Raw genomic sequence first — 21,740 nt, 5'->3', positions numbered from 1 at the left:
CGGTAAAATGTTTATCGAGCCGTTGTAATCGATTTCTCCAATACTAGGGTAAAATGATTGAATATTCAGATTATTTTTATTTTGATTTGGCCGAAATAAATATAACGCATTTTTATATTTATTTTGTTTTCGCCTTGTTAGTTGCCAGTTATTTGATCTTTAAAAGTAATTCTAAACATAAGGTTGAGTTATTTTTTATATCATTTTATCTATTGACAGGAAATTTAAACAATCTGTTAATATTAAAAATTCCAGGTCTCAGTCTTTTTGAAATCCAACCCATACGATTGATTTATTTGCTTTTAGGGTTCCTGCTACTCAGAAAAACATTTTTTTCAAAAAATGGTCAAGGAATAAGTTTTAAAAATACCCTTCCTTGGTACGAACTGGCCCTAATAGGTTTCTTAATTTTTCAAACACTTTCCATTGTAGTAAATATTTTTCCAACCGGGCTAAAAGTCATTTTAGATGGATTTGCATTTCTAATTATTATTAAAGGCGTAGGTATAATGAAGGATAAAGCTTCCTATGCTCTTATAGGTAAATCTATTATTATATGTGCCGTAATTACCAGTATAGTGGCTATTATACAATTGGTAATCGACCCTTTTTTTATGAGAATCGGTTCGGCTCGAGATGCATTTGGAGATGTGTTGCGGTCTAATGGTATATTCAGTCAAGAGTATCACCATTCTTATTATTTAATAATTGCAATTGCATGGGTACTGACCACCGTTAAAAAGGAAGTATATAAGATACTACTCGTTACCTTATTTTCATTTGGAGTTATCACTTCGTTTATGCGAATGAGTTGGTTAGTCTTGGCTTTGGTATTAGTAACTTATTTTGTTTACGTACGAAAAACTGCCATAGAAAAATTAATGGTATTAGGTTTGTCGATGCTAGCTTTAGGGCTATCTGTGTCCATTTTTTACTATCAAGACATTATGAATAGCGCACTGGTTAAAGAGCGACTTTCAGACGATATTGATGGGCGAAAAGGGTACTATACCATGGTTTTTAACAATTATCAAAAAAAACCAATTTTGGGATATGGCGATCGTAATAATGAAGTCTATTATACGGGTATGTTGTCGATAACACGAAACAGGGATCGTGCTGAAGGTACGGTTGGAGGTATTCACAATGGGTTTTTGGCTGTATTGTTCTATTATGGCATTCCTGCGTTAATCTTTTTTACTTTATTTACTGTTTTATCAGTTGTTTTCCATAGCCAATATATAAGAATGGACGATTATTTCGTCATTCCTTTTCTTAGCGGCATTATTTTCTTGGTTGGAAATTTGACAAACTCACTTGTACTATTATCAGACCCTGGAATAATTTATGCCATTCATATTGGTATTGGTATTGGGTATATGAAACTGGCCAAAAACCAACCAAAGCCATTAGAACCTGCTACCGGTTCATAAGTCATCAATTTTATAAAATGAATCTGTTCGATAAGGTTAAAAGTATTTTGTTAAAAGGTAGTGCTCGAACAGTGAATGCCAAAAAAAATGTATTGCTGTCTATAGTAATAAAAGCAATGGGCATTTTGATAGGCTTTGCCTACTTTCCTTTATCACTTGATTATCTAGGTGCCGTTAAATTTGGAATTTTCTTGACTTTACTTTCTGCCGTTGATTGGTTTCTAAATTTTGATATTGGAATTGGATTAGGCTTGCGTAACAAATTTGGTGAGTCAGTGGCTAAGGGCGAAGAAGACAATGCGATACGTTATGTGAGTACTGCTTACTTTATATTGAGCATTATTATCGTCTGCTTAACACTAATATTACTAATTCTAAACTTCACGTTGCCTTGGACCGATTGGTTGAATATAAAGCAAATTTATGTTGAAGAGGTTAAAACTCTGAATGCCGTAATAATTCTAGCTTTCGGAATTCGATTCATAGCTCAAAATGTATATGAGATATTTTATGCGCTTCAAAAAATGGCATATGTGGAGATTTTCACCTTCTTGACAAAGTTGTCATTTTTATTGCTCATTTTGGCACTACCATTTATAAAGAAAGATTCTCTAATTCTATTCGGTAGTGCTAGGGCCATGACTTTTGCACTTGTGCCATTGTTTGTGGGCTTTTACTATTTCAGAACCAAATTCAAAAAATACAGGCCCTCAATTGCACATGTTAAACTATCCTATTTTAAAGACCTATTTTCTTTAGGAGTGAAGTTCTTTGTAATGAAGATTTCGATTCTTATAATACACAATACGAATAACGTTTTGATAGCAAGTTTTGTCTCCTTAGAAGGCGTGCCGAAATATGAAGCTGCTTATAAATATCTCTCTGTTTTTATGTTATTATTTGTAGTGTTAAATAATCAATTATGGCCTTCGAATATTGATGCGTTTAATAAAGGAGATTTTAATTGGATGAAAAAGTCAATGCGTAGCGTAATTAAAATTTGGTTTGGAACTTTGATTTTGGCAGCCTTAATGGTACTGGTATCTCCCTACGTTTATGAGTTATGGCTGCAAGGGCAATTGGATATCCCTATAGCGATTACCATTTCGGTAGCTATATCCGTTTGCTTGACCAATTGGGTAAATATGTACAATATTGTCCTAAATGGCACGGGTAAAATTACTTTACAAATGTATGCATGGATATTTGCTGCAATCATTAATATTCCTGCATCGCTATTCTTTGTTAAGGTCTTTGATTTAGGAGTTGTAGGTATTGTTTTAGGTACGATTACAAGTTTGATTCCCTTGGCAATTATCTCACCCATTCAGGTGAGAAAGATTTTATTAAGAAAGGAGCGTGGAATATGGTCTCGATGATTTGTCTTACAGGATTACGATGTCGTAACTATATCCTGATTACCGTGACCATTGCGTTGGCCGGAACAATTAATTTCGAACAACTCTATTTTTTTAAAGCATCACCAAATGTCTAAAGAGAATATGAAAGAAGTAAAGTCTGTTGTGTTTCTCGGTGATTCCGGTTTTCCGGTGGGCTTGGCGCATATACAACGTATGACCTTAATGGGAAGGGCTCTGATAGAAGCAGGATGCGAGGTAAGAGTAGTCTGTAGATACGGAGTGTGGCGTAAAAATGTCAAAACTGACTATGGGAAAGAGGGCATACATGAAGGTATTCATTATAAGTATACTGTGGATAGTCCTTTTAGGCAAGAGGGTTTTATCTCGAGGCAATACCAACGCTTAAAAGGACTTATTAATGAATTTTTTTATCTGATAAAACTAAAAAAGGAAGGAAGCATAGACGCAGCAGTTCTTTCTACCATGAATTTTACTGATGCTTTACGCTATAAATTATACAGCGTTTTTCTAGGCTTTCCCATTGCTCTTAGTTTGCTTGAAATGGCCTCAGCCTTAGATCGTAGGTCTTCCATTTCAATGAGAATTCAAAATTGGTTGATGGAAAAATGGCTGCTTAAGCGTTTCGAAGGGGCAATGCCGATAAGCAATAAGTTATGTGAATTCTATGCTGATATTGCACCTAACAAAGGGAATATGAAAGTCCCGGTGATATGTGATTATGATACTTTTGCCGAGGTCAAAAGGAATCCTCAGGAACCTTATTTTCTCTACTGTGCGAGTATTTCCTTTATGGATGTTGTTGAATTCGTACTTGATTCCTATCAAAACATGAAGAATAAGGATAAATTTAAATTGTATTTACTGATTGGTGTTAGGGAGCAATGGCAATTTGAGGAACTACAAGAGAAATTGAATAAAAGGTTTCCTAAGGGCAATGTAAGACTATTTTCCAATGTGCCTTATCAAGAATTAATGCAGTTGTTTACAGATGCCCAAGCCCTTCTGATACCTTTGCGCCATACCGTGGAAGATACCGCAAGATTTCCACATAAAATAGGAGAATATCTTGCAACGGGCAATCCGGTTATCACAACAAACGTGGGTGAGATAAGTGCGTACTTTGAAGATGAGGTAACTGCTTTGATATCTCAAAAATATGATGTTGAGGAATTTGCACAAAAAATGGACTATGTACCTGATAACTTAGAACAAGCTAGAAAAGTAGGAATTCAGGGTAAAGAGTTAGGGGAGAGAAATTTTCATTTCAAAGTCTATGGACAAAAGATGAAACAATTTTTACAAGATTTAAAATAAATAACTGCAAAAGCGAAACAAAGGATGATGGCAAGTAGTGCATTTTAAAAGCAGTATTTAAGATAAAATATTTGAGTGGAAGATAACTAATGAAGCAAAAGAAAAACATCTGTATTACAATTAACGCGCTTGTAATGGGCGGGGCTGAAAAACAAAGTGTGCTATTAGCTCAGGCCCTAAAACCATTTCATAACGTTATTCTCGTTGTAGTTGACCCAACGAAAGAAGTGTATGCTCCTAGATTAAAGACCATTCAAGAAGAGGGTATTGAAACTATTTTCCTTCCTAAAAGCATCTTTGGCAAGACTCAAGTTTTATTTAAGTTATTTAAGAAGAAAAAGATAGAATACACCTTTTCGTTTCTAGCGACCGACACTGTTTTATCAGCTATCGTAGGGAAATTATCCGGAGTCAAATATAGAATAGGAGGTATTAGAAGTAGTTCTTGGCCTAAGTGGAAGTTTAGGGCCTTAAAAGCCACGCACAACTACTTACTGGATTATACCATTGCGAATAACTATGCGGGCTACCAAGTTGCTATAGATTTTGGATTTACTCCGAAGATATTCGTAATTCCAAATGGTATTGAAATTAGAGAACTTCATGAAAAAGCAGATGATGCAGATCAGATTAAGATGATAAGTCTTGGAAGATTGGCATTGCCTAAGCGATATGATATTGCAATTCAAACTATTGCTCACCTAAAAACAATTATCCATGAAAATATTAGTCTTAAATACACAATTGTCGGTCAAGGACCGGAATATGATTCTATTTTAGAACAAATTAAAAAACATGATGTAAAAGAGGAAATAGATGTTGTAACTGATGCTACAGACATGTATGCGATGCTTGACACGGCAAATATCTACCTGTGTACTTCGTCATTTGAAGGTATTTCTAATGCTTTAATGGAGGCTATGAATTGTGCTATGCCTATTATTGCGACAGATGTGGGAGATAATTCTCGTTTGGTGCTAGACACCAAAAATGGCTTTCTTGCTGAGGTTAATGATTACAAAAACCTTGCTCAAAAAGTAAAGCAATTAATTGAGAACCCTCAGCTTAGAGCGGAAATGGGAAAACATAGTTATACTCACTTGATTGATAACTTTAGTTTTGAAGCCTTTCAAAAAAAGTACCTAGATTTTATCGCAAACATTGACGATGTAGCGATTAAAGATGGTGATTTTGAAATAAAAGGGAAAGCGTAAATACTGCTAAAGAAATACTAAGTTTCTGGAAAGAAACTCTTCCCAGAAACGTATAAATTACTACCTAATATTTTGATTTATTAAATCTACGGTCTGATCAATATGGCTTTTCTTAGACATACCAACTACTACAGATTTAACTTCAGGAAATTGTCCGATATATTCGAATGCCTCTTGAGGCGGAATAGCACCAGCAGCTAGGGTACTCATCGGGATAAAGTTCATTCCAGGTTTTTTCAAGGTCTTTTCGGTCAATTCCAAAGAAGGGTTGATATAGAACCCCGTTTTATTAAAAGCTGCCATGATGAGATACTCCTCCCAACCTCTAGCATCTAGGGTATCCACTAGCATTGGTACATTTTTGGTAATCAGGCCACCAGGGACACTGTACTTTTTTTCGATATGGTCTCTGAAAACATCAAACGCTTCGTCACAACCAAGACCTAATGCCAAATCGACCAATCCGTCATGCATGAAAACAGCTCCCAATTTGTGATTTTTGAATGGTAGCATTTCAATGTCAATTAGAATTTTTATAGTCTTATAAAGATTTCCGCCTACAAGACTACTTAATCCGCTCATGAACATAGATAAGCTTCCACCGGTTCCTGCTTGGCCCAGCAAATCTTTTACCACGTTGAACATTCCTTTTTCATTGGATGCTCTTACATATTTTACAACGTAGGGTAAAAGTGGATAAACGGTAAAATCATCCTTTAATACAGGGTCTTTTTCAATAATATCAAGAATTACTTGTGCCCGAGGATGGGTGGACATCATCATGGCTTTTACACCCTTACTATGAGCATACCTCAATATATCAGTCAAGGCGTTCTTGTTTTCGAACTTTTGATCTTTCGCATTTCCTTGTGCTTGAGAAAGGTGATCTACCCCAAATAACGGGTTATGTCCGAGTAGTATCTTATCTAATTTTTTCATTATAATTAATGGTTATTCTTTTAAATCAAATCATTTTATAAAAACAGGTGCTCCATCATTTGATGCCGATTCGTAACAAGAATCTACAATCTTTTGAATGTGAAAACCATCGTGTATGGAAGGAGAAGTGCTATCTTTTTCCATAATAGCGCGAATAAATTCCTGATCTTGATAGGTGAATTTTGCCCCTGAAATATCAATATGTACCCCTGAGAATAATTCATTGGCTGACAAATAAGTCTTTCCTTTCTTATAGTCCCCAACTGGAGAATCTAGAAAAAGATCAACCGAATCATCACTGATGGCAAGGTTTCCGTTTTCCCCAAGGATATCTATTTTCAATTCCATCTTTCTTTTGAACCGTACACTCCAAGAAGCATCGATCCAACCTTTTAGACCGCTTTCAAAATCCATTACTACGTGCGAGAAATCTTCAATTCCCTTTGAGTATACCGAAAGAATATCAGCATTCACCTTTTTGACAGGGCCAAAGTACCAGTATAATAAATCGAGTAAATGAGACCCTTGACTTTCTAATACGCCACCTCCTGATATTTTTGGGTCGTATCTCCAACCTTTTCCTTGCTTGAAAAGTTGTGACACGTAAACCGTTCCCTTGACATTAATAATTTTACCTAAGGCACCTGAATCGATTATTTTTTTACCTTCTTGAAAGCTATCAATATTACGTGCCATGTACCCGATCATATTTGGCACAGGATTTTTTTTAAGTTCATCAATTAATGGCTGAGCTTGTTCCGCATTTAAAGCCAGTGGCTTTTCCATAAGGAAGGGGATGTTATTACGGACACACTCTAAAGCATTCTCAATGTGAAACCCCACTGGGCTAGCAATCAAAACACCGTCTATATGCATCTTTTTTAACATTTTGTCAATAGACTTAAAAACTTTGATTTTAGGATTCATCATCTGAAGCGGCTTTGCTGGAAATAATGCAGGGTCAACCACGGCCACGACTTCACTTTCGGGAAGAGAGTTAAATATGGCAGCATGAACCAAGCCCATTCTTCCGAGGCCGATGATTCCTATTTTTAGTTTTTCTTGTTTCATTCTTTAATTTTTATAAGTATACTGTGGTTTATCTGTTTGCAACTTTCTTAAATACTTCTTCATATTGACGCGCAATAGTCGGCCAATTGTATTCGGTCAAAAATTTAGTTTTTGCATTTTTTGAGCGATTAATCATCTCGTCAAAATTCGAATAGGCCCAAGTGATTTTTTCTGCTAGGTCATCAATATCACCAGTTTTAAAATATAAGGTCTCATTATTGGCCAAAACATCTTTGTTAGCAATTATATCACTACTGATTATCGGACAATCTACGGCGACAGCTTCTAGCAACATCATAGACATGCCTTCAACATAAGATGGGAAAATGAGCATTTTAGCATGCATCATATAACTATAAAGTAGATTTTTGTCCTTAATTAAGCCGATGAATTCAATATTTAAATCTCCAACTAAACTTAAAAGCTCAGATTTATATGATTGCATTTGATCCATATCACCTGCCACAATTAATTTTCCTTTATAATTGATTTTATGCAATGCTTTCATTAAATCATGTAAGCCTTTGGTTGGTATTATACGACCTGAACCGAAGAAAAGATAAGGCTCCGTAATGTCAAGTTTTGGCAAAGTGTTTTTATCAACAGGATTAATGCCATTGGGAATGTAATGAGCATCAAGGTTTAGTAGATCTTTGAATTGTCTTCTCTCATCTTTTGATACACAGCACAAATAGTCCGCTTTTTTGACGAGGTGCTTCGTATTATATTCAAAAAACCATGCAAATTTTTTCCACTTATCTCTAACTATAAAGGCACCGTGTGTGGTTAATACAATAGGGTATTTTCTTTTCAGCAGTCCCACGGTAAAACCAGCAAAACTGTTATGTATATGAATTACATCATACTTTCCTATAAATCGAGCGTGTAATGCAGATATTAAGTAATACCAAAATGCATTAAGTTTTTTGTTAGGAAGGGTTTTGAAAACTTTTTGATAATACCCATTTAAATAACCTGATTTATGATCGGTGTGCGATGCGGTTGAGTATACGTAAAAGTCGAACTCATCTTTTAATTGGTCAATAATGTTTTCTCCAACAGTACCAGCACCAACAAAGGCGGGTAGTCCTTTTAATCCAATTACTGCAATTTTCTTTTTCATTTAATCGTCTTCTATTGAATGTCGGATAGTATAAGTATTAGGTTTCCGTTATCCATTGCAGAATGAGGTGTTGGCTGTATCAAAGTCGTCATATAATCAACGATTTAAGGATGTTTTTGGTTATTATTTTTTGGGACTTTTTAGGGACGACCAAATTATGGATTTATTGGTTTAAACTGTCTATACTTCGTTCAAAATGTTAAATAATACGACATAAGTAGCTTTATTTTTTTAATCGGTATGATTTGGGGGATTATAAAAAAGCAGTGACAAGATTTCCCGGCCATGGTCTTAGAATAGTATAGATTTTCCTTGCCGTTTTATAAGCTTTAGAACCAGCATTTTACAAAACTGGCTTTGTTCAATCTCCGATGTACAGTTCATAAATTCGGATAGAATCGCGTATTTCATCGAAAACTTGGTCGTGACATTGTATTTCATCTAATTTTAATACTTTTAGCCGACTATTCGCATTGTAAGTTACGTACGTAGTGTAAGAGCTCTATCTATAGCTTTTAACCCCAAATCTACTACTTATGAACTTACAGGCTTTTCGAACACGATTACCTATGCACTTTATTTGCACTTTTATCGCAATTTTTCTATTCAACTTTTCTTGTAGTAAGGATGCTGATACTTTGAGTGCCAAGACTGTCAAAGAAGAAACTGTTTCGTTGATTGAACAGGATGGTACAACCAATGAAGAACAAGAAGAAAATATTTCCAAGGAAGATTCAGATGATGAAGGAGTTGCTGAAACAGGTGATTGCGCAACCTCTGGGGGCATGGCAAATGATTCAGGACTAAAGACCTGGTGTTGGGGAGATATTGATGTTCCATCGGGAGCATCTACAGGAAGAGATAGCTTCAGCAATGGCCAATTGGCGTTGAACATTCAATGCAATGCCAATCAAGTTTATAAAGAAGGAAATCGTTTGCGATTTGTACTTAATCCGACCAAACCTTCTCCCGCTAGCTGGTGTCCTGAAAATTTCAATATGCGCTCAGAAATCAGAACAATGCCTTGGAACGTTGATCACCCATCCGGAACTGAGGAATGGATTGGTTTTAGCTATGGTTTTGGTGATAATTATATTCCTGACCCTACCAATAACTGGGTTTTTTATCAAGCGCATGAAGGCACCCTAGGGGCAAGTCCATTGCTTTCATTGCAAATAGACGGAAGAGCTGGTAGCTCATATAAAACCGGTGAAATAGTTGTTGTGAACGCCTCACAGGATGGTTCGAAAAATTCAATTTATGGCACCAACATTGTGCCAACGGCAGGAGAGACGGTTGACGTGGTGCTTCATGTGATTTGGGGAGATGAAAACACCGGTTTGCTTGAAGTGTGGTTAAATGGCAACAAATTAGTTGACCTACAAACAACAAGAACAGTCCGCAGCTCGACCCGAGTTGGAGGTAATTCTAAATTTGGAATCTACAAACATGCCTGGCGTAGTGAAACAGGGGTTCAAACTTCTGCAGCTCAAGGTGTCAGTGAAGTTGAGACCTTTATGGGCCCTTTGCGCATCATTACAAGAAAGCCTAGTGATACGAATTATAGACAAAATGCGTATGATAAAGTTTCTCCCGAATAGACTCCCATGGAGAAATTATTGAAATCAGTTAGTAACACGATGTAAAGTATTCAACTGACAAAAGATTGAAGTTCGCTTTTATATAACCTAAAATCAAAACTTTCTTTTGAAGTTTTAATTGCATTCTCAATAATATCTTCTTTCAAAGCATCAAAATTTTCAATAATGTAAACTAGTTTTTCGAACATCATTTCTTGACTGTTTGGTTCTACTATGAAACCGTTTACACCATCTTTGATGTACAGGGCATTATCACTGATGTCAGTAATTAGAATAACTTTTAGGTGATTGAGATAGTCGGAAAGTTTTGTGGAAAACCCATATTTATTTTGAAGGGTATAACCACGTGGAACCACTAGTAAATCTTGTTGTTTTAGAAAATTAGACAACTCCGTTTCATTTAGATTTCCATAATAGTTTATGGTGTTTTCTTGAGTGCAGGAATCTATCATCAGCTTAGAATTCTTTTCTGATAACGTTCCGCATAAATTGAATTTTAAGGCAAACCCTTTCTCTTGAACTTTATTTATTACCTGTACAAACTCTATTAGGTTTTCTTTTCCTGGGACAATAGAACCTGAAAACCCGATATTAAAACTGTCTGCGTCTGCATATTCTTTATTTGAATGCTCAATTTTAAGTCTAGGATTTGTCAAAATCGGAATACGTATCGTATTCTTATTATAAAGCTCACCATAGGCTTGAATGTTTGTTGAAATACAAATGAGACCTTCGTAAAAGCGCATCAAATAATCTAGTATCACAAACAGAACCTTATGAATATTGGTTTTAAAGAAAGCCTTGATTTTTGAACTTGAATTTGATTTGTATAGAAAGATATAGTGTTTCTTAACTTCATTGAATTCATAAAAGACTTTCTGTCGTTTAAGGAATATCAAGTAAAATACGGTCCATAATTCCAAGAAAAAATAGGCCTGCGGATATAAAATAAATGAAGCAGGAGTGGCTTTCGATTTTGAAAAAGAGTACAGTCGTCTTAAAAATAAGAAAGAACTAAAAGATGATGTAGTATACGATTTACTTTTAAGTAGATGAATTCCATTTTCGACCTCGATAAAATTTTCAGGGCAAATTTTAGTACGGCTACAGCTAAGCAAATAGACCTTTCTTTTTTCATCGGCTAAAGCTTTTGCATAATACATCATTCGTTTTGCTGCAGCGGAGTTGCCTGAAAAATCTAAATTGCCATATATGTAAATAGTACTTTTCATTCAATTTTTCCACCTGCGCTTCATTGGTATGAATGCTTTGGATGTGCTATTAAGTTTTCATTAATCGGCCATACAGGCATTATTTTTAACCTGAATTTCAATAACTAAGACACTTTTCTTGCGATTTAGGATTGTGTAATCATAGTAGTAGCAAAGATTATATTTTAAAACTGTAACTGCATTAAAATTCTTTGAAAAGGTTAAAATAAAGGACGAACTCGTGAGAGTACCCAATTGATTTTCATGGAATATAATTTTTCATCGTACTTCTGAAATTGGAAGAATGCCCACGTAACAAGGTATCTCTTCGCCAAACTACTTACTCAAGAATAGGGTTTTTTATTGATGAATAGATTTCGTCGCTGTTTCAAGGCACCTAAAGAGTACTTTAATATCACTAAAAAATATGAATAGAATCATACTAAACCTGCTCTAAAAACGTATTAAACAAGTGTAATTGTTAAAATAAAGTGCATTTCATCGAAATAATGGGTCGTTCATCGGCTATTTATAAGATGGTCGCGTAGCTATAACGAAGTAAAGATAAACCCCAAATTTATCCCACATGAATAAACGCCCCACTCGTCTATTTAGGTCTTTCATATGCCTTATTTTTATATCGTTTTTGTTAGTTATTTCTTGTAATAAAGACAGAGATACATTTCTTGATGCTGTTCTTAACGAGGAGGAAGTTCCCGTTATCGAAGAAGATAGTAGTACGCTAGAGGAAAACGAGGATCAATCTGAAGATCAAATTCAAGATGAGAGTGATGTCGAAGAAACTGATGACGTAAGTGAAGAAGAAATAGAGCTCGAAAGCAGAACAACTACTTTTCCTGCAATAAACGATGCCTATCTCCAAAATGGAATTGGCTTTGATCAAGAACTGGTTAGGTTACAAGAAAATTTTCGAAGGAGCTACCTGATGTTTGATTTAAGCCCGATTGATTCCATCGGAGGAAGCATAACATCTGCACGTCTTGAATTCATTATAAATGCCGATGATGGTAACGGTATAATAAAGGCCTTTAAAGGGGCTTCAAGTGATTGGACTGAAGATAAGCTTTCTGAAAAGTCCGCTCCCCAAACTATTACCGAGTTGGGAAAAATAGAGCAAGTATATCATGTTGGGGTAGAAATCGATATAGAATTAAAGGTTACTGAATTATTTCCCGAAATTTTCACTTTAATCTTGGAACATGAAGATGGAAATGATTTGGCTTTTGCTTCCAAGGAAAATAAAACGAATAAAGGGCCAAAATTAATAGTGACTTATGATGCACCTACTAGCTCCGAAGTAATTATAGTAGATGACAATCAGGAATTAGTGGGGCCAGACGACGATACAACAGAAGATAGTCCTACAGAAGACGATAGCACTGAAGACAGTCCTACGGAAGATGACACAACAGAGGACAACCCTACAGAAGATGATACGACTGAGGACAGTCCCACGGAAGACGATACGACTGAGGACAATCCTACCGAAGATGATACTACTGGGGACACTCCCACTGGAGATGATACTACTGGCGATAATCCTGCGGAAGATGATACAACCGAGGATAATCCTACGGAAGATGACACTACCGAGGACAAGCCTACCGAAGAGGATACTCCCGAAGAAGAAATAAATTCTGCCCCAAAAGCAGTAGCAGAAGCGACACCTTCTTCTGGAATAGTTCCTCTAGAAGTAAACTTTAGTGCTAGTAAATCGACGGATGACAAGGGGGTAGCCAGTTACGAATGGGATTTCAAGAATGGGAATACGGCCTCCTCAGCAAACCCTACTCATACATTCTCTGAGCCAGGAAGTTACGTCGTCACGCTCAAAGTTACTGATGCAGAAGGGTTAAATTCAACAGATACCGTAACGATAACCGTAAATGAAAAAGAGAATGAAACTCCAGTTGCCAGGGCAAATGCAAATGTTACTTCGGGAACAGCACCATTACAAGTGAACTTTAATGGTAGTGATTCAACAGATGATGAAGCGGTAACCAAGTATACATGGAATTTCAAAGATGGTTCTTCATCTAGTTCAGCCAACCCGTCGCATACTTTTAATACTCCAGGTACGTATGTTGTTGAACTAACGGTTGAAGACGAGAAAGGTCTGACTGATACCGATTCCGTTACGATAACTGTAAGCGACCCTCCAAATCAGGCACCGGTAGCAGTTGTATCTGCAAACATAACTTCAGGTACGGCACCATTGCAGGTGAATTTTACAGGAAGCAATTCGACAGATAATGAGGCTATTGAGCGCTATGAGTGGAACTTTAAAGATGGTTCTATCTCTGATTTGGCCAATCCTTCCCATACATTTAATACCCCCGGTGTTTATAACGTAGACTTAGTTGTTTACGATGCACAAGGCTTATCGGATTTGGCTGCAGTTACTATAACGGTGGAAGAAGAAATAGTCGTCAGTAATTCTTGTTCTACAATATCAACCCCAAGAAGCACGGAAGGATTTAAGCAATGGTGTTGGACCGACTTAGCAGGAGAGGTTGCTAACACAAATGCCTTAGAATCTTTTGCAGGTGGTAATTTATACAGAAGTGCCCATTATCAAGATTCAGGTACCTATGTCCAAGGTGGTCGTTTACATTTTAATCTTATTGCAAATGCATCTTCGCTTGACTACAGACAGGAGATAAGGACCGATGCGTATACAGTACTTCCATCAAACACAGAGGAATGGATAGGATACAATATTAAATTTGATTCTAATTATGTGCCCGATAATAATCCTTGGGTGATGACCCAATTTAAAATAGAATCATCTAGAGGTAATACACAACCTATGCTTAGCTTACAGCCCTTGCCCGTAAACCATGGAGGGCTGGGAAATGCTTCAGGTGAGCTTTGTGTCGTTAATAGCGCGGTCAGTCAGCCAAATCTTGACACTGCTGCGACGGGTGTTGTTCCTGTTGCTGGGGGCAGTTACGATATAGTTATGCACATTGTTTGGGGTGATGCCTCCAGTGGCAGATTCAGGCTATGGGTAAATGGAGCATTGGTTTATGACAAGCAACAAAGGGTTTTATTTGGAAGTGAGCAAGAAGTGGGATATTGGAAGGTAGGTGTTTATCAGGCTAATTGGAGAAATAGTACCGCGGTCAATAATTCCAGGGCAAACGGCACCACTGAATTACATACCTCAATTGGTAACCTAAGACAAGTCATGAGAAAACCTACGCATGGCGATTACGGTAAAAATGCATATAATACCGTAGCACCGAGGTAATGGCTATGAAGAAAGTAGTATAAGAATTTAACGATTCGCTTTAAAAGAAGCTACTACAATTGTAGAAAATATTCTAGTTCAGTTAGCATTGAATAATTAGTGTATACTGTGTTAATCTAGTTCAGGATTTAGGCCTCCCGATTTATGATTTTGACCTGCAAGAACCTATTTAAAGTATAGGCAATTAAAAATATCAAAATCGGAATAATCGGAAGCAGATGCCGAACTCGACCATCCAAAAGGGTCAACCCTCCCATAAGAACAATAGATAAAAAACCTAATATGTATATCTCAAATGGAACAACTTTTATATTGGTAAAAACCAAAAATGATGTTATCAATAAAAATACGATGAGAAAAGTATTGGGCAATAAATAGAAATAGGTGGATACCTTTAGGGGCATATGGGTATACGGGTAATTATAAAATAATCGAAATCCACTGGCAACTGTATTTTTAGCAAACTTAGTAGGATGGTTTTTAATATTTTCAATAGCTTTTTCTTTGTAAATACTGTCTCTTTCAATTGCTGAATAGGGTTCCAAAGATTTGATGAATTCCCCATGATTCGCAACTAAGCTTTCCGTGTCAATGTAATTCGATTCTGATTTTCCTGTTATAATATCAGCACTTACCCAGTCTCCATACTCGTTCTCAAAGGGGGTAGATCTCCAATATAACATTTCACCGCTATGAGTTCCCCATAAGAATTTTTTACCAGTTACATGCTGTGTATACGCTAAATACGGAATACAGAATAAAAAACTTAGAATGAAGGTGAAAAGACTTAGTTTGATTTTTTTGGACGTATTGAAAATAAATGTCACTAAACATCCAAGTATTCCCAATAAAATAACATATCCAAAGATTACTTTGGTCAAAGCTAAAACACCGAGAAAAAGACCTGAAAGGAATAAATTACGGCCTTGTTTAAATTGATGGGTGCAAAGTTTAACAAAGAAAAATAAAAACCCGCACATCAAGAATATAGAAAAGGATTCGGATAGTATTCCTGTTACACTTCTGGCCAGTGGAGGATATAAGCCCAGCAGATAACAAATGGCTATGACAATTCTTGGGGTTTTGATAAACATGGCAAGCAATTGGTAAAATAGCAATAAGGCCATGGCCAAAAAAACAACATTCAAAAGCCGAATCAACAGAAAAGGTGTCTTGAGTAATACCGGAAGCGTAATTGCTAGTGGATACCCAGGGCCATTTCTTATCCACGGATCAGAGGTGTCCGCATAAAATCCTTCTATAATATTATTGGCATAATACATATACCTACCTTCGTCGCCAACGAGTTGGTCTGGTGAAAAAACCAAAATCAAAACGACATATAGTGCAAGAAGGGGTAAAAAAGGTATTAGGTGTTTCAAGCCTATTTTTTTGGCAAGTTTCATAAGTCTATATTTTCTGAATCTCTCTGGTTCTTTTTTAGAATAGCGGAATTCAAATGAAACAACTCATCAAAATAACGCTTCTTTTGAAGCGATATAAAACCTAAACTCATAATTTGAATAGATATAATCAAGGTTACACCACCTACAACAAAAGAATACGGTCGCTGTCGGTATACTTCAGATACAGCTAGACTAAATCTATTTTCAAAGCCTTGGGCTAGCTCAGCCGTCATTGGGTACTGTAAATAGGTGTTGATGAAAATCCAGACAATAATGTATAGCGAAATCAGAAAAACAGATATACCCAACAGCCAGAAAAATAAGTAAGGGCGAAAGATAAAACTATTCACCAAACCATTGAAAATGCCTTTTACAATTCGAACTCCAGAGGTTCTTACTTTTCCTAAATCCCGTTGTGCCGACCAGTCTAAATGAGCAGGGATCTCGATTACTCTTGCTCTCAAAATATGAGCTTTGAAAATGAGTTCTGAATTGATATCAAAGGTGCTTGATTTTGTGTTGACCGATCGTATAAACTCACCTTTAAAAATCCGTACCATACCCGTGAATGTACAGATATTTAAACCTGATGCTTTACGCATAATAAAATTAACGGTCTTGCTAAGAAACAAACGCAAGGGCGGAACGGCTGTATTTTTACCACCTTTCATATAGGGGGAGGCAATCACCATATCAGCATCGCACTCTTTCACCTTTGATAAGAGCTTTTCAATATGATCGGGGGAATAACTCAAATCAATATCAAGAACAATAACGTAGTCTCCCTTTGTGTTTTGGAAGCCAGTACGTAAAGCTGTTCCCAAATTTCTATTGGTTATGTGATGGAGTACCCTTAAGTTATCATACTTCTCAGCCAATGCATCGGCTATCGGACCAGTCTGGTCACTGCTACCATCATTGACAATTAAAATATCCCAACGATACGAATCACCTAGCGTTTCTAAATAAGTATATAACAGGCCGACATTCTGCTCTATCAATGCCTCTTCATTATACGCTGGTATAATTATCGAAACCAAAGGCTTGATTAAAGTGACGGTTTGATTTTCTGCAACCATTTAAGGTGGTTTGGTCGGTTAATATTAATTAATATGGCGGTTTCACCAATTTAGGTAAACAAAGAAATTGGCACCGTTTTTTTATTTCTTATGATAAACTACTTATTGCTACTGATTTCAATGAAGTTTTACTTTCAATGGCCTCAACGTGGGTATTCATATCTACCAGGGTAAAATGTTTTGCCAGTTTACGCATTACTTTCTTAAAAATAAATATTTTCCGATCGCTTGAGATATTCATTCCCGGAAAAAAGGCCAGGCTTTCAATTTGATCTCCACCAATTAAATCCAAAGGATGTAACAAGAAACTAGGTTCAGTCCGTGTTATTTTGCAAAGAAAGATGGCAATATTTAAATACAACATTGCGATATGAATAGAAATGTTACTTAAATATAAAAGATAGCTCAGGTGAAATGGTATTCGAAAAAGAGGCATTGTTGTTACAGGCAGTTCAAGCAACTTCTTTTCCTTTTTTAACTGCCAATAGTAAGGTTTTAGCTTTCGGAAGCCATCAGAAAATTTACCAAAAATTTCTTTCCTGTCTTCTTTTTCCTCTTTGGAAAGGTTAGACGTACTAAAGTAATAGGCTCGGGCAAGCGGCCCAATTACGGTAGGTAGTGTTGATGCGTCATACTTATAGTTTTTTTCTGATAAAACCTCCAATAAGGTGCGACTCCAACTAAAGCCTGGGCCACGAAAGCCGCTAGGCGTTTTTCCTGTAACCTTTTCAATGATATCATGAGCTGTATCTATTTCCTCTTTCATTTCTTCCTTGGTGTAAAGATGTAGCCAAGTTTCATGTTTGAAGGAATGATTTGCAATGTCATGACCAGCATCGGCTATTGCCTTAAGATACTTATGATTGCTTTCAAAAGCGGCATCTTGCCCTACTATGAAAAAAGTGATTTTCAAGTCCAAATCAGCCAATACTTTTAGCACATGCGGCACAAAAATATCGAGATATGAAGGATATTCTTCCCAACCTTCTTCGCCATGAATTTTCATGTACGACCATTGGTTATCCATATCAAGTGAAAGGCTTAAAAATGGTTTACTCATAACGTATTTTCAATTTTGGTCTTTGGCTTTGATGAAAGTTCTATTTTGAAATCATTCATAAAGCTTTGAACATGATTCACTACAGAGTTGTTATTGAGGGTGTCATTAACAAACTGAGAGGTGTTCAAAACAAAAAAGTCTGAATGTTTTGTTTTTATTTTTGGGATAATGTCCGAATAGTTCAATACTTGTAGGGGCTGTACCTTAAATGCTTTGTTCATATGAACGGATTGAACCGCTTTCATGTCATACTCCGGATAAAGACGTCGAACGCCATCAAGGAAAATTGCCTCCAATTCTTCATTTGATTTACACCAATAGTCATGATCAGCTGTTATATATTTTGGAAAATAAGTAATGTAACTCCCATCTGTCTGTTCTAAATCAACCAAAGAACTCATACCTATAACACCAGTGAAAGGCACCTCTTTATCAGCGATATTCAATACATAATAAGGTGTCAAGGGTTCTTTGGTTATTAGGGCCATGCAGATTACCCCAAGATACTCCACAGCCTCTTTATTATTTGAAAGCATAAAAAGATCTGGTGAACTTACTTTTTCCAATATGTTCAAAGGAGCAGTAAATATGACCTTGTCAAAATGCTCTTCACCACCGTTGTGATGAAGTGTTATTCCTCCCAGTGGGTTTGGTTCAATTCGTTCAATGCTAGCATTGGTAATTGCTTCTGAACCTTTTTCATTAAGCAGTTGTTGTATGCTATCAAAGATGGTTTTATATCCGCCTGATACATAACCCATATGTTCTTTTTGAGCAGCTGAACTTCGTGCTTGAAATAATCTTTTGATATAGGTCCAAATGAAAACCGCGGATACCCTGTCATGGTTGTCTCCCAGTTTTGCCTTTAATAGGGGAGACCAAAACTTCTCATACGTCTTTTCGCCACCCATTTTTACGAGCCAATCTCTTACTGAAATCCCTTCGAGTTTCTTACGGTCCTTAATTTTGGAACCATAAAATATAGTATAGGCCAGTTTGATTTTATCGAAAATGTTTAAAGCGGGGAAAAGCAAAAATTCTTTGGAACTGCTTATGGAATAGAATTTTTTATTTACGTAGTACCCAGTCATTGACCTTCGCCACTGCAAACTTTCTTCAAGCCCTATGTCATTGATAAGATTGATAAGATGATTATCTGTCGGTAAAATGACATGATAGAACTTGTCCCATATGAAAGAACCGAAATCATAGTGTGTTGCCAGGCCTCCTAATTGCGAGTCACTTTCAAACACTTTTACTTTGGTATTTGTTTTTGAAATTTCATGGGCCAATACCAGCCCCATAAAACCTCCGCCAACAATACCTACTTTCATGTAGTTTCGACTTTATCCATTGTGACCTGTTTTTGCCACTCATAAGTTAGGCGTAGACCTTCCCTCATCTTAGTTTTTGCCTTAACACCTAAAATTCTTTCAGCTTTTGAAGTATCTGGTACGCGCCGCATCACATCTTGATATTTTCTACCACTTGAGATTTCGTTATATGGAATCAGCTGTATTTCGGCCTTTACGGTTTCATCAGCTATGTCGTTGAGCATTTCTGCCAACTCAAGAATCGTAATCTCTTCATTCGCACCAATGTTGAAGATTTCACCATTTGCCTCTGGTTTCATGGCAGCCGCATAAATGCCTTCAACAGTGTCATCTACAAAAGTAAAGGTTCTTGTTTGCTTTCCATCGCCATGAATAGGAATCACTTTATTATTTAAGATACAATCAATAAATACCGATTGTGGGCCGCCCCACCAAGAAAGATGCTGGTTTGGGCCGTAAGAGCCAAAGAATCGTAACATTACTACCGGAAAATCGTAATCTTCCATATAGGCGAGTGCCAAATGTTCGTCAAAGAGTTTTGAAACAGCATAGGCCCAACGCGGTACCTTTGAATCGCCGATGACACAGTTGCCATCTTCTCTAAAAGGAATATCAGGGCTCATACCATATACATCTGAGGTAGACGCCAAAACAAATTTAGTTTTGGTTTTACGGGCGAATTCAAGCATATTCTCGCTTCCCTTGGAATTGATTTGTAGGGTAGCCACGGCATTTCCATATCTAGGAATTTTAAAGGCCGCTAAATGGATGATTACATCAAAATCGTTATCCAGATTTTCTACAAAGTCTTTATCTAGGATGTCATTCTCTAGAAAAACAAAGTTCTCATGATTTAAAGAACCTTGAATGTTTTCTAATCTCCCCATTGAAAGATTGTCGATACCCACAACATGGTGTCCTTCATTCAGGAGTTTGCTCAAAAGGTTCGAGCCTAAAAATCCTGCAACGCCAGTTACTAGTACTTTATTTGGTGTTGTACTCATTTATTTGGTTTGTTATATTGGTATGGTCGCTATTCAAAAAAATGTTCTCGATGCTGTGATATCTGCGCCTGGTTTTTAAGGTATAAATATCAAGCCACTTCTCGATTCTAAAAAAATGGATTTGGTAAAAATCCGCTCATTGATTATTGCATTTAATCGATGAGACGTGAAAGATACTGATATTGCCAAATGGGTATTTAAAAACTCTTTAAAGGGTAAAAGTTATCGATGAGCGGTTATTTTGGCTTTAAGAAAGGTAAATGAGATGTACTAACTGAGTTCTGATTATGAAGCGAAATAGCTTTTTGAAATTTGAAATTTCTGAGGTCAATGGCACCTAATATGGTTGATTATATTTTTAGTATTTCGACTTTTCCCCAGAATGATTTAGTTTCTAGAATAGCCACGATTAAATCGATAACTTAATACAATACCGTGGGTATTTCCAAAGCTTAGATTTTTTGAAGCTACGTTGTAACTATATATGATTCGGAGACTTTCGAATAAATATACACCTGCAAGGATATTAAGGGATGAGTTTGTTCTATACCCTAATCCAAATTCAAGTTTTGAATTCATGGTAAAGGATAGGTTCAAATCTGCTTGAATCGGAGCTCCATTTTCGTATTTCAAAAGCACATTTGGTTTCAATAAGACATTTTCAAAGCGACTAAAGTAAAAACGATAACCAATATAGGCATAGTATGGGCTTTGAAGATCCAGATTATCCTCGGAAGCAAAACGATCTCCTAACAAATTTGGAGTAGATAATCCAATATAAAATTTAGCATAGTTCAATACAATCCCAGCACCGACCATGGGAAGAGTAGCATTGATATTTTGAGATAATAGCGGATCCGTGCCTAGACCTAGACCTAATAAGTTCTCTTGATATTTTTGAAACCCGATTGTCAATCCAAAAGAAATACCTGTGGGTTCTTGCACTTTCCAGTAGGGCTCATCGTCCAAATTTAATGGTATTCTATACGAATAGGCGGCAAAAGTTGAGGTTGTAGTTGTTACGCCAATTTCATCATGAATGAATCCTCCACCTAAACCCATTTGCTTATTTGCTAAAGGTGTTCTAAAGCTAACATTTGAACTTTTTGGACTACCATCTATAGTGCTAAAAAGCCCCGAATGCGTCAACGAAATTTCAGCATTTTGCAAAGCCCCTGCATGAGCGGAATTAATAAGAAAAGGATTGTAATTATATTCTGAAAAAACCGGAGTCTGCTGGGCATAACATGCGACTCCTAGCAAAATTGCTACAATAAAAAAGCGAAAACTCATGA

16 protein-coding genes are annotated in these 21,740 nt (G+C 36.5%); 6 read left to right on the top strand and 10 right to left on the bottom strand.

Annotation, left to right across the window (positions count from 1 at the left end; translation table 11 throughout):
• The first annotated feature begins 53 nt into the window (after positions 1 to 53).
• The 4 genes from FEE95_RS02020 (at position 54) to FEE95_RS02005 (ending at position 5,343) form a co-directional block, all read left to right on the top strand.
• Positions 54 to 1,433, top strand: coding sequence for an O-antigen ligase family protein (locus FEE95_RS02020; protein ID WP_138656158.1), 1,380 nt, complete (start codon positions 54 to 56; stop codon positions 1,431 to 1,433).
• Positions 1,434 to 1,450: 17 nt separating this feature from the next.
• Positions 1,451 to 2,812: a lipopolysaccharide biosynthesis protein gene (locus tag FEE95_RS02015; protein WP_138656157.1), complete on the top strand. Its 1,362-nt coding sequence runs from the start codon at positions 1,451 to 1,453 to the stop codon at positions 2,810 to 2,812.
• Between the two features lie 108 nt (positions 2,813 to 2,920).
• Positions 2,921 to 4,129: a glycosyltransferase gene (locus tag FEE95_RS02010; RefSeq protein WP_138656156.1), complete on the top strand. Its 1,209-nt coding sequence runs from the start codon at positions 2,921 to 2,923 to the stop codon at positions 4,127 to 4,129.
• Between the two features lie 89 nt (positions 4,130 to 4,218).
• On the top strand, positions 4,219 to 5,343 hold the full coding sequence (locus tag FEE95_RS02005) for a glycosyltransferase family 4 protein (RefSeq protein WP_138656155.1): 1,125 nt from the start codon (positions 4,219 to 4,221) through the stop codon (positions 5,341 to 5,343).
• Between the two features lie 60 nt (positions 5,344 to 5,403).
• On the opposite strand, the gene FEE95_RS02000 is transcribed toward FEE95_RS02005, so the two are convergent.
• From FEE95_RS02000 to FEE95_RS01990, 3 genes are read right to left on the bottom strand one after another with little or no spacing between them, the layout of a single operon-like run.
• A complete protein-coding gene (locus FEE95_RS02000) occupies positions 5,404 to 6,282 on the bottom strand; it encodes a hypothetical protein (protein ID WP_138656154.1) in 879 nt (292 codons plus the stop codon).
• A 30-nt stretch (positions 6,283 to 6,312) separates the two neighbouring features.
• On the bottom strand, positions 6,313 to 7,353 hold the full coding sequence (locus FEE95_RS01995) for a Gfo/Idh/MocA family protein (protein WP_138656153.1): 1,041 nt from the start codon (positions 7,351 to 7,353) through the stop codon (positions 6,313 to 6,315).
• A 28-nt stretch (positions 7,354 to 7,381) separates the two neighbouring features.
• Positions 7,382 to 8,476 carry a glycosyltransferase family 4 protein gene (locus FEE95_RS01990; protein WP_138656152.1) on the bottom strand — a complete coding sequence of 365 codons (1,095 nt, stop codon included), beginning with the start codon at positions 8,474 to 8,476 and terminating at the stop codon, positions 7,382 to 7,384.
• A gap of 536 nt (positions 8,477 to 9,012) precedes the next feature.
• On the opposite strand from FEE95_RS01990, the gene FEE95_RS01985 reads away from it, so the two are divergent.
• Positions 9,013 to 10,077, top strand: a complete 1,065-nt coding sequence (locus FEE95_RS01985; protein ID WP_138656151.1) for a heparin lyase I family protein — start codon at positions 9,013 to 9,015, stop codon at positions 10,075 to 10,077.
• Positions 10,078 to 10,127: 50 nt separating this feature from the next.
• On the opposite strand, the gene FEE95_RS01980 is transcribed toward FEE95_RS01985, so the two are convergent.
• Positions 10,128 to 11,309, bottom strand: coding sequence for a glycosyltransferase (locus FEE95_RS01980; protein WP_138656150.1), 1,182 nt, complete (start codon positions 11,307 to 11,309; stop codon positions 10,128 to 10,130).
• A 565-nt stretch (positions 11,310 to 11,874) separates the two neighbouring features.
• On the opposite strand from FEE95_RS01980, the gene FEE95_RS01975 reads away from it, so the two are divergent.
• Positions 11,875 to 14,562, top strand: a complete 2,688-nt coding sequence (locus FEE95_RS01975) for a PKD domain-containing protein (RefSeq protein WP_138656149.1) — start codon at positions 11,875 to 11,877, stop codon at positions 14,560 to 14,562.
• A 128-nt stretch (positions 14,563 to 14,690) separates the two neighbouring features.
• Here FEE95_RS01975 and FEE95_RS01970 read toward each other — a convergent pair whose 3' ends face one another.
• The 6 genes from FEE95_RS01970 to FEE95_RS01945 form a co-directional block, all read right to left on the bottom strand.
• The gene (locus tag FEE95_RS01970) at positions 14,691 to 15,968 is read right to left on the bottom strand and encodes a hypothetical protein (protein WP_138656148.1); all 1,278 of its coding nucleotides are present in this window, start codon (positions 15,966 to 15,968) and stop codon (positions 14,691 to 14,693) included.
• A complete protein-coding gene (locus tag FEE95_RS01965) occupies positions 15,965 to 17,047 on the bottom strand; it encodes a glycosyltransferase family 2 protein (RefSeq protein ID WP_138656147.1) in 1,083 nt (360 codons plus the stop codon). Before FEE95_RS01965 ends, FEE95_RS01970 begins: the two co-directional genes overlap by 4 nt.
• 88 nt (positions 17,048 to 17,135) lie before the next feature.
• Complete coding sequence (locus tag FEE95_RS01960; RefSeq protein ID WP_138656146.1) at positions 17,136 to 18,107, bottom strand: polysaccharide deacetylase family protein; 972 nt, start codon at positions 18,105 to 18,107, stop codon at positions 17,136 to 17,138.
• A complete protein-coding gene (locus FEE95_RS01955) occupies positions 18,104 to 19,441 on the bottom strand; it encodes an NAD(P)/FAD-dependent oxidoreductase (RefSeq protein ID WP_138656145.1) in 1,338 nt (445 codons plus the stop codon). Before FEE95_RS01955 ends, FEE95_RS01960 begins: the two co-directional genes overlap by 4 nt.
• A complete protein-coding gene (locus tag FEE95_RS01950; protein WP_138656144.1) occupies positions 19,438 to 20,445 on the bottom strand; it encodes an NAD-dependent epimerase/dehydratase family protein in 1,008 nt (335 codons plus the stop codon). Before FEE95_RS01950 ends, FEE95_RS01955 begins: the two co-directional genes overlap by 4 nt.
• Before the next feature lie 387 nt (positions 20,446 to 20,832).
• Positions 20,833 to 21,738 carry a PorP/SprF family type IX secretion system membrane protein gene (locus FEE95_RS01945; protein WP_138656143.1) on the bottom strand — a complete coding sequence of 302 codons (906 nt, stop codon included), beginning with the start codon at positions 21,736 to 21,738 and terminating at the stop codon, positions 20,833 to 20,835.
• Positions 21,739 to 21,740: the final 2 nt, after the last annotated feature.

The organism is Maribacter algarum (ex Zhang et al. 2020), from assembly GCF_005885635.1.
GTDB lineage: Bacteria > Bacteroidota > Bacteroidia > Flavobacteriales > Flavobacteriaceae > Maribacter_C > Maribacter_C algarum.
This window is presented reverse-complemented; position numbering and strand designations above follow the sequence as displayed.

What these genes read in the sequence shown, in the direction of transcription:
- FEE95_RS01990 (WP_138656152.1), bottom strand. Translation starts at nt 8,476, where the DNA reads ATGAAAAAGAAAATTGCAGTAATTGGATTAAAAGGACTACCCGCCTTT.
- FEE95_RS01950 (WP_138656144.1), bottom strand. Translation starts at nt 20,445, where the DNA reads ATGAGTACAACACCAAATAAAGTACTAGTAACTGGCGTTGCAGGATTT.
- FEE95_RS02000 (WP_138656154.1), bottom strand. Translation starts at nt 6,282, where the DNA reads ATGAAAAAATTAGATAAGATACTACTCGGACATAACCCGTTATTTGGG.
- FEE95_RS01985 (WP_138656151.1), top strand. Translation starts at nt 9,013, where the DNA reads ATGAACTTACAGGCTTTTCGAACACGATTACCTATGCACTTTATTTGC.
- FEE95_RS02020 (WP_138656158.1), top strand. Translation starts at nt 54, where the DNA reads ATGATTGAATATTCAGATTATTTTTATTTTGATTTGGCCGAAATAAAT.
- FEE95_RS01995 (WP_138656153.1), bottom strand. Translation starts at nt 7,353, where the DNA reads ATGAAACAAGAAAAACTAAAAATAGGAATCATCGGCCTCGGAAGAATG.
- FEE95_RS01955 (WP_138656145.1), bottom strand. Translation starts at nt 19,441, where the DNA reads ATGAAAGTAGGTATTGTTGGCGGAGGTTTTATGGGGCTGGTATTGGCC.
- FEE95_RS01975 (WP_138656149.1), top strand. Translation starts at nt 11,875, where the DNA reads ATGAATAAACGCCCCACTCGTCTATTTAGGTCTTTCATATGCCTTATT.
- FEE95_RS01965 (WP_138656147.1), bottom strand. Translation starts at nt 17,047, where the DNA reads ATGGTTGCAGAAAATCAAACCGTCACTTTAATCAAGCCTTTGGTTTCG.
- FEE95_RS02005 (WP_138656155.1), top strand. Translation starts at nt 4,219, where the DNA reads ATGAAGCAAAAGAAAAACATCTGTATTACAATTAACGCGCTTGTAATG.
- FEE95_RS02010 (WP_138656156.1), top strand. Translation starts at nt 2,921, where the DNA reads ATGTCTAAAGAGAATATGAAAGAAGTAAAGTCTGTTGTGTTTCTCGGT.
- FEE95_RS01980 (WP_138656150.1), bottom strand. Translation starts at nt 11,309, where the DNA reads ATGAAAAGTACTATTTACATATATGGCAATTTAGATTTTTCAGGCAAC.
- FEE95_RS01960 (WP_138656146.1), bottom strand. Translation starts at nt 18,107, where the DNA reads ATGAGTAAACCATTTTTAAGCCTTTCACTTGATATGGATAACCAATGG.
- FEE95_RS02015 (WP_138656157.1), top strand. Translation starts at nt 1,451, where the DNA reads ATGAATCTGTTCGATAAGGTTAAAAGTATTTTGTTAAAAGGTAGTGCT.
- FEE95_RS01970 (WP_138656148.1), bottom strand. Translation starts at nt 15,968, where the DNA reads ATGAAACTTGCCAAAAAAATAGGCTTGAAACACCTAATACCTTTTTTA.
- FEE95_RS01945 (WP_138656143.1), bottom strand. Translation starts at nt 21,738, where the DNA reads ATGAGTTTTCGCTTTTTTATTGTAGCAATTTTGCTAGGAGTCGCATGT.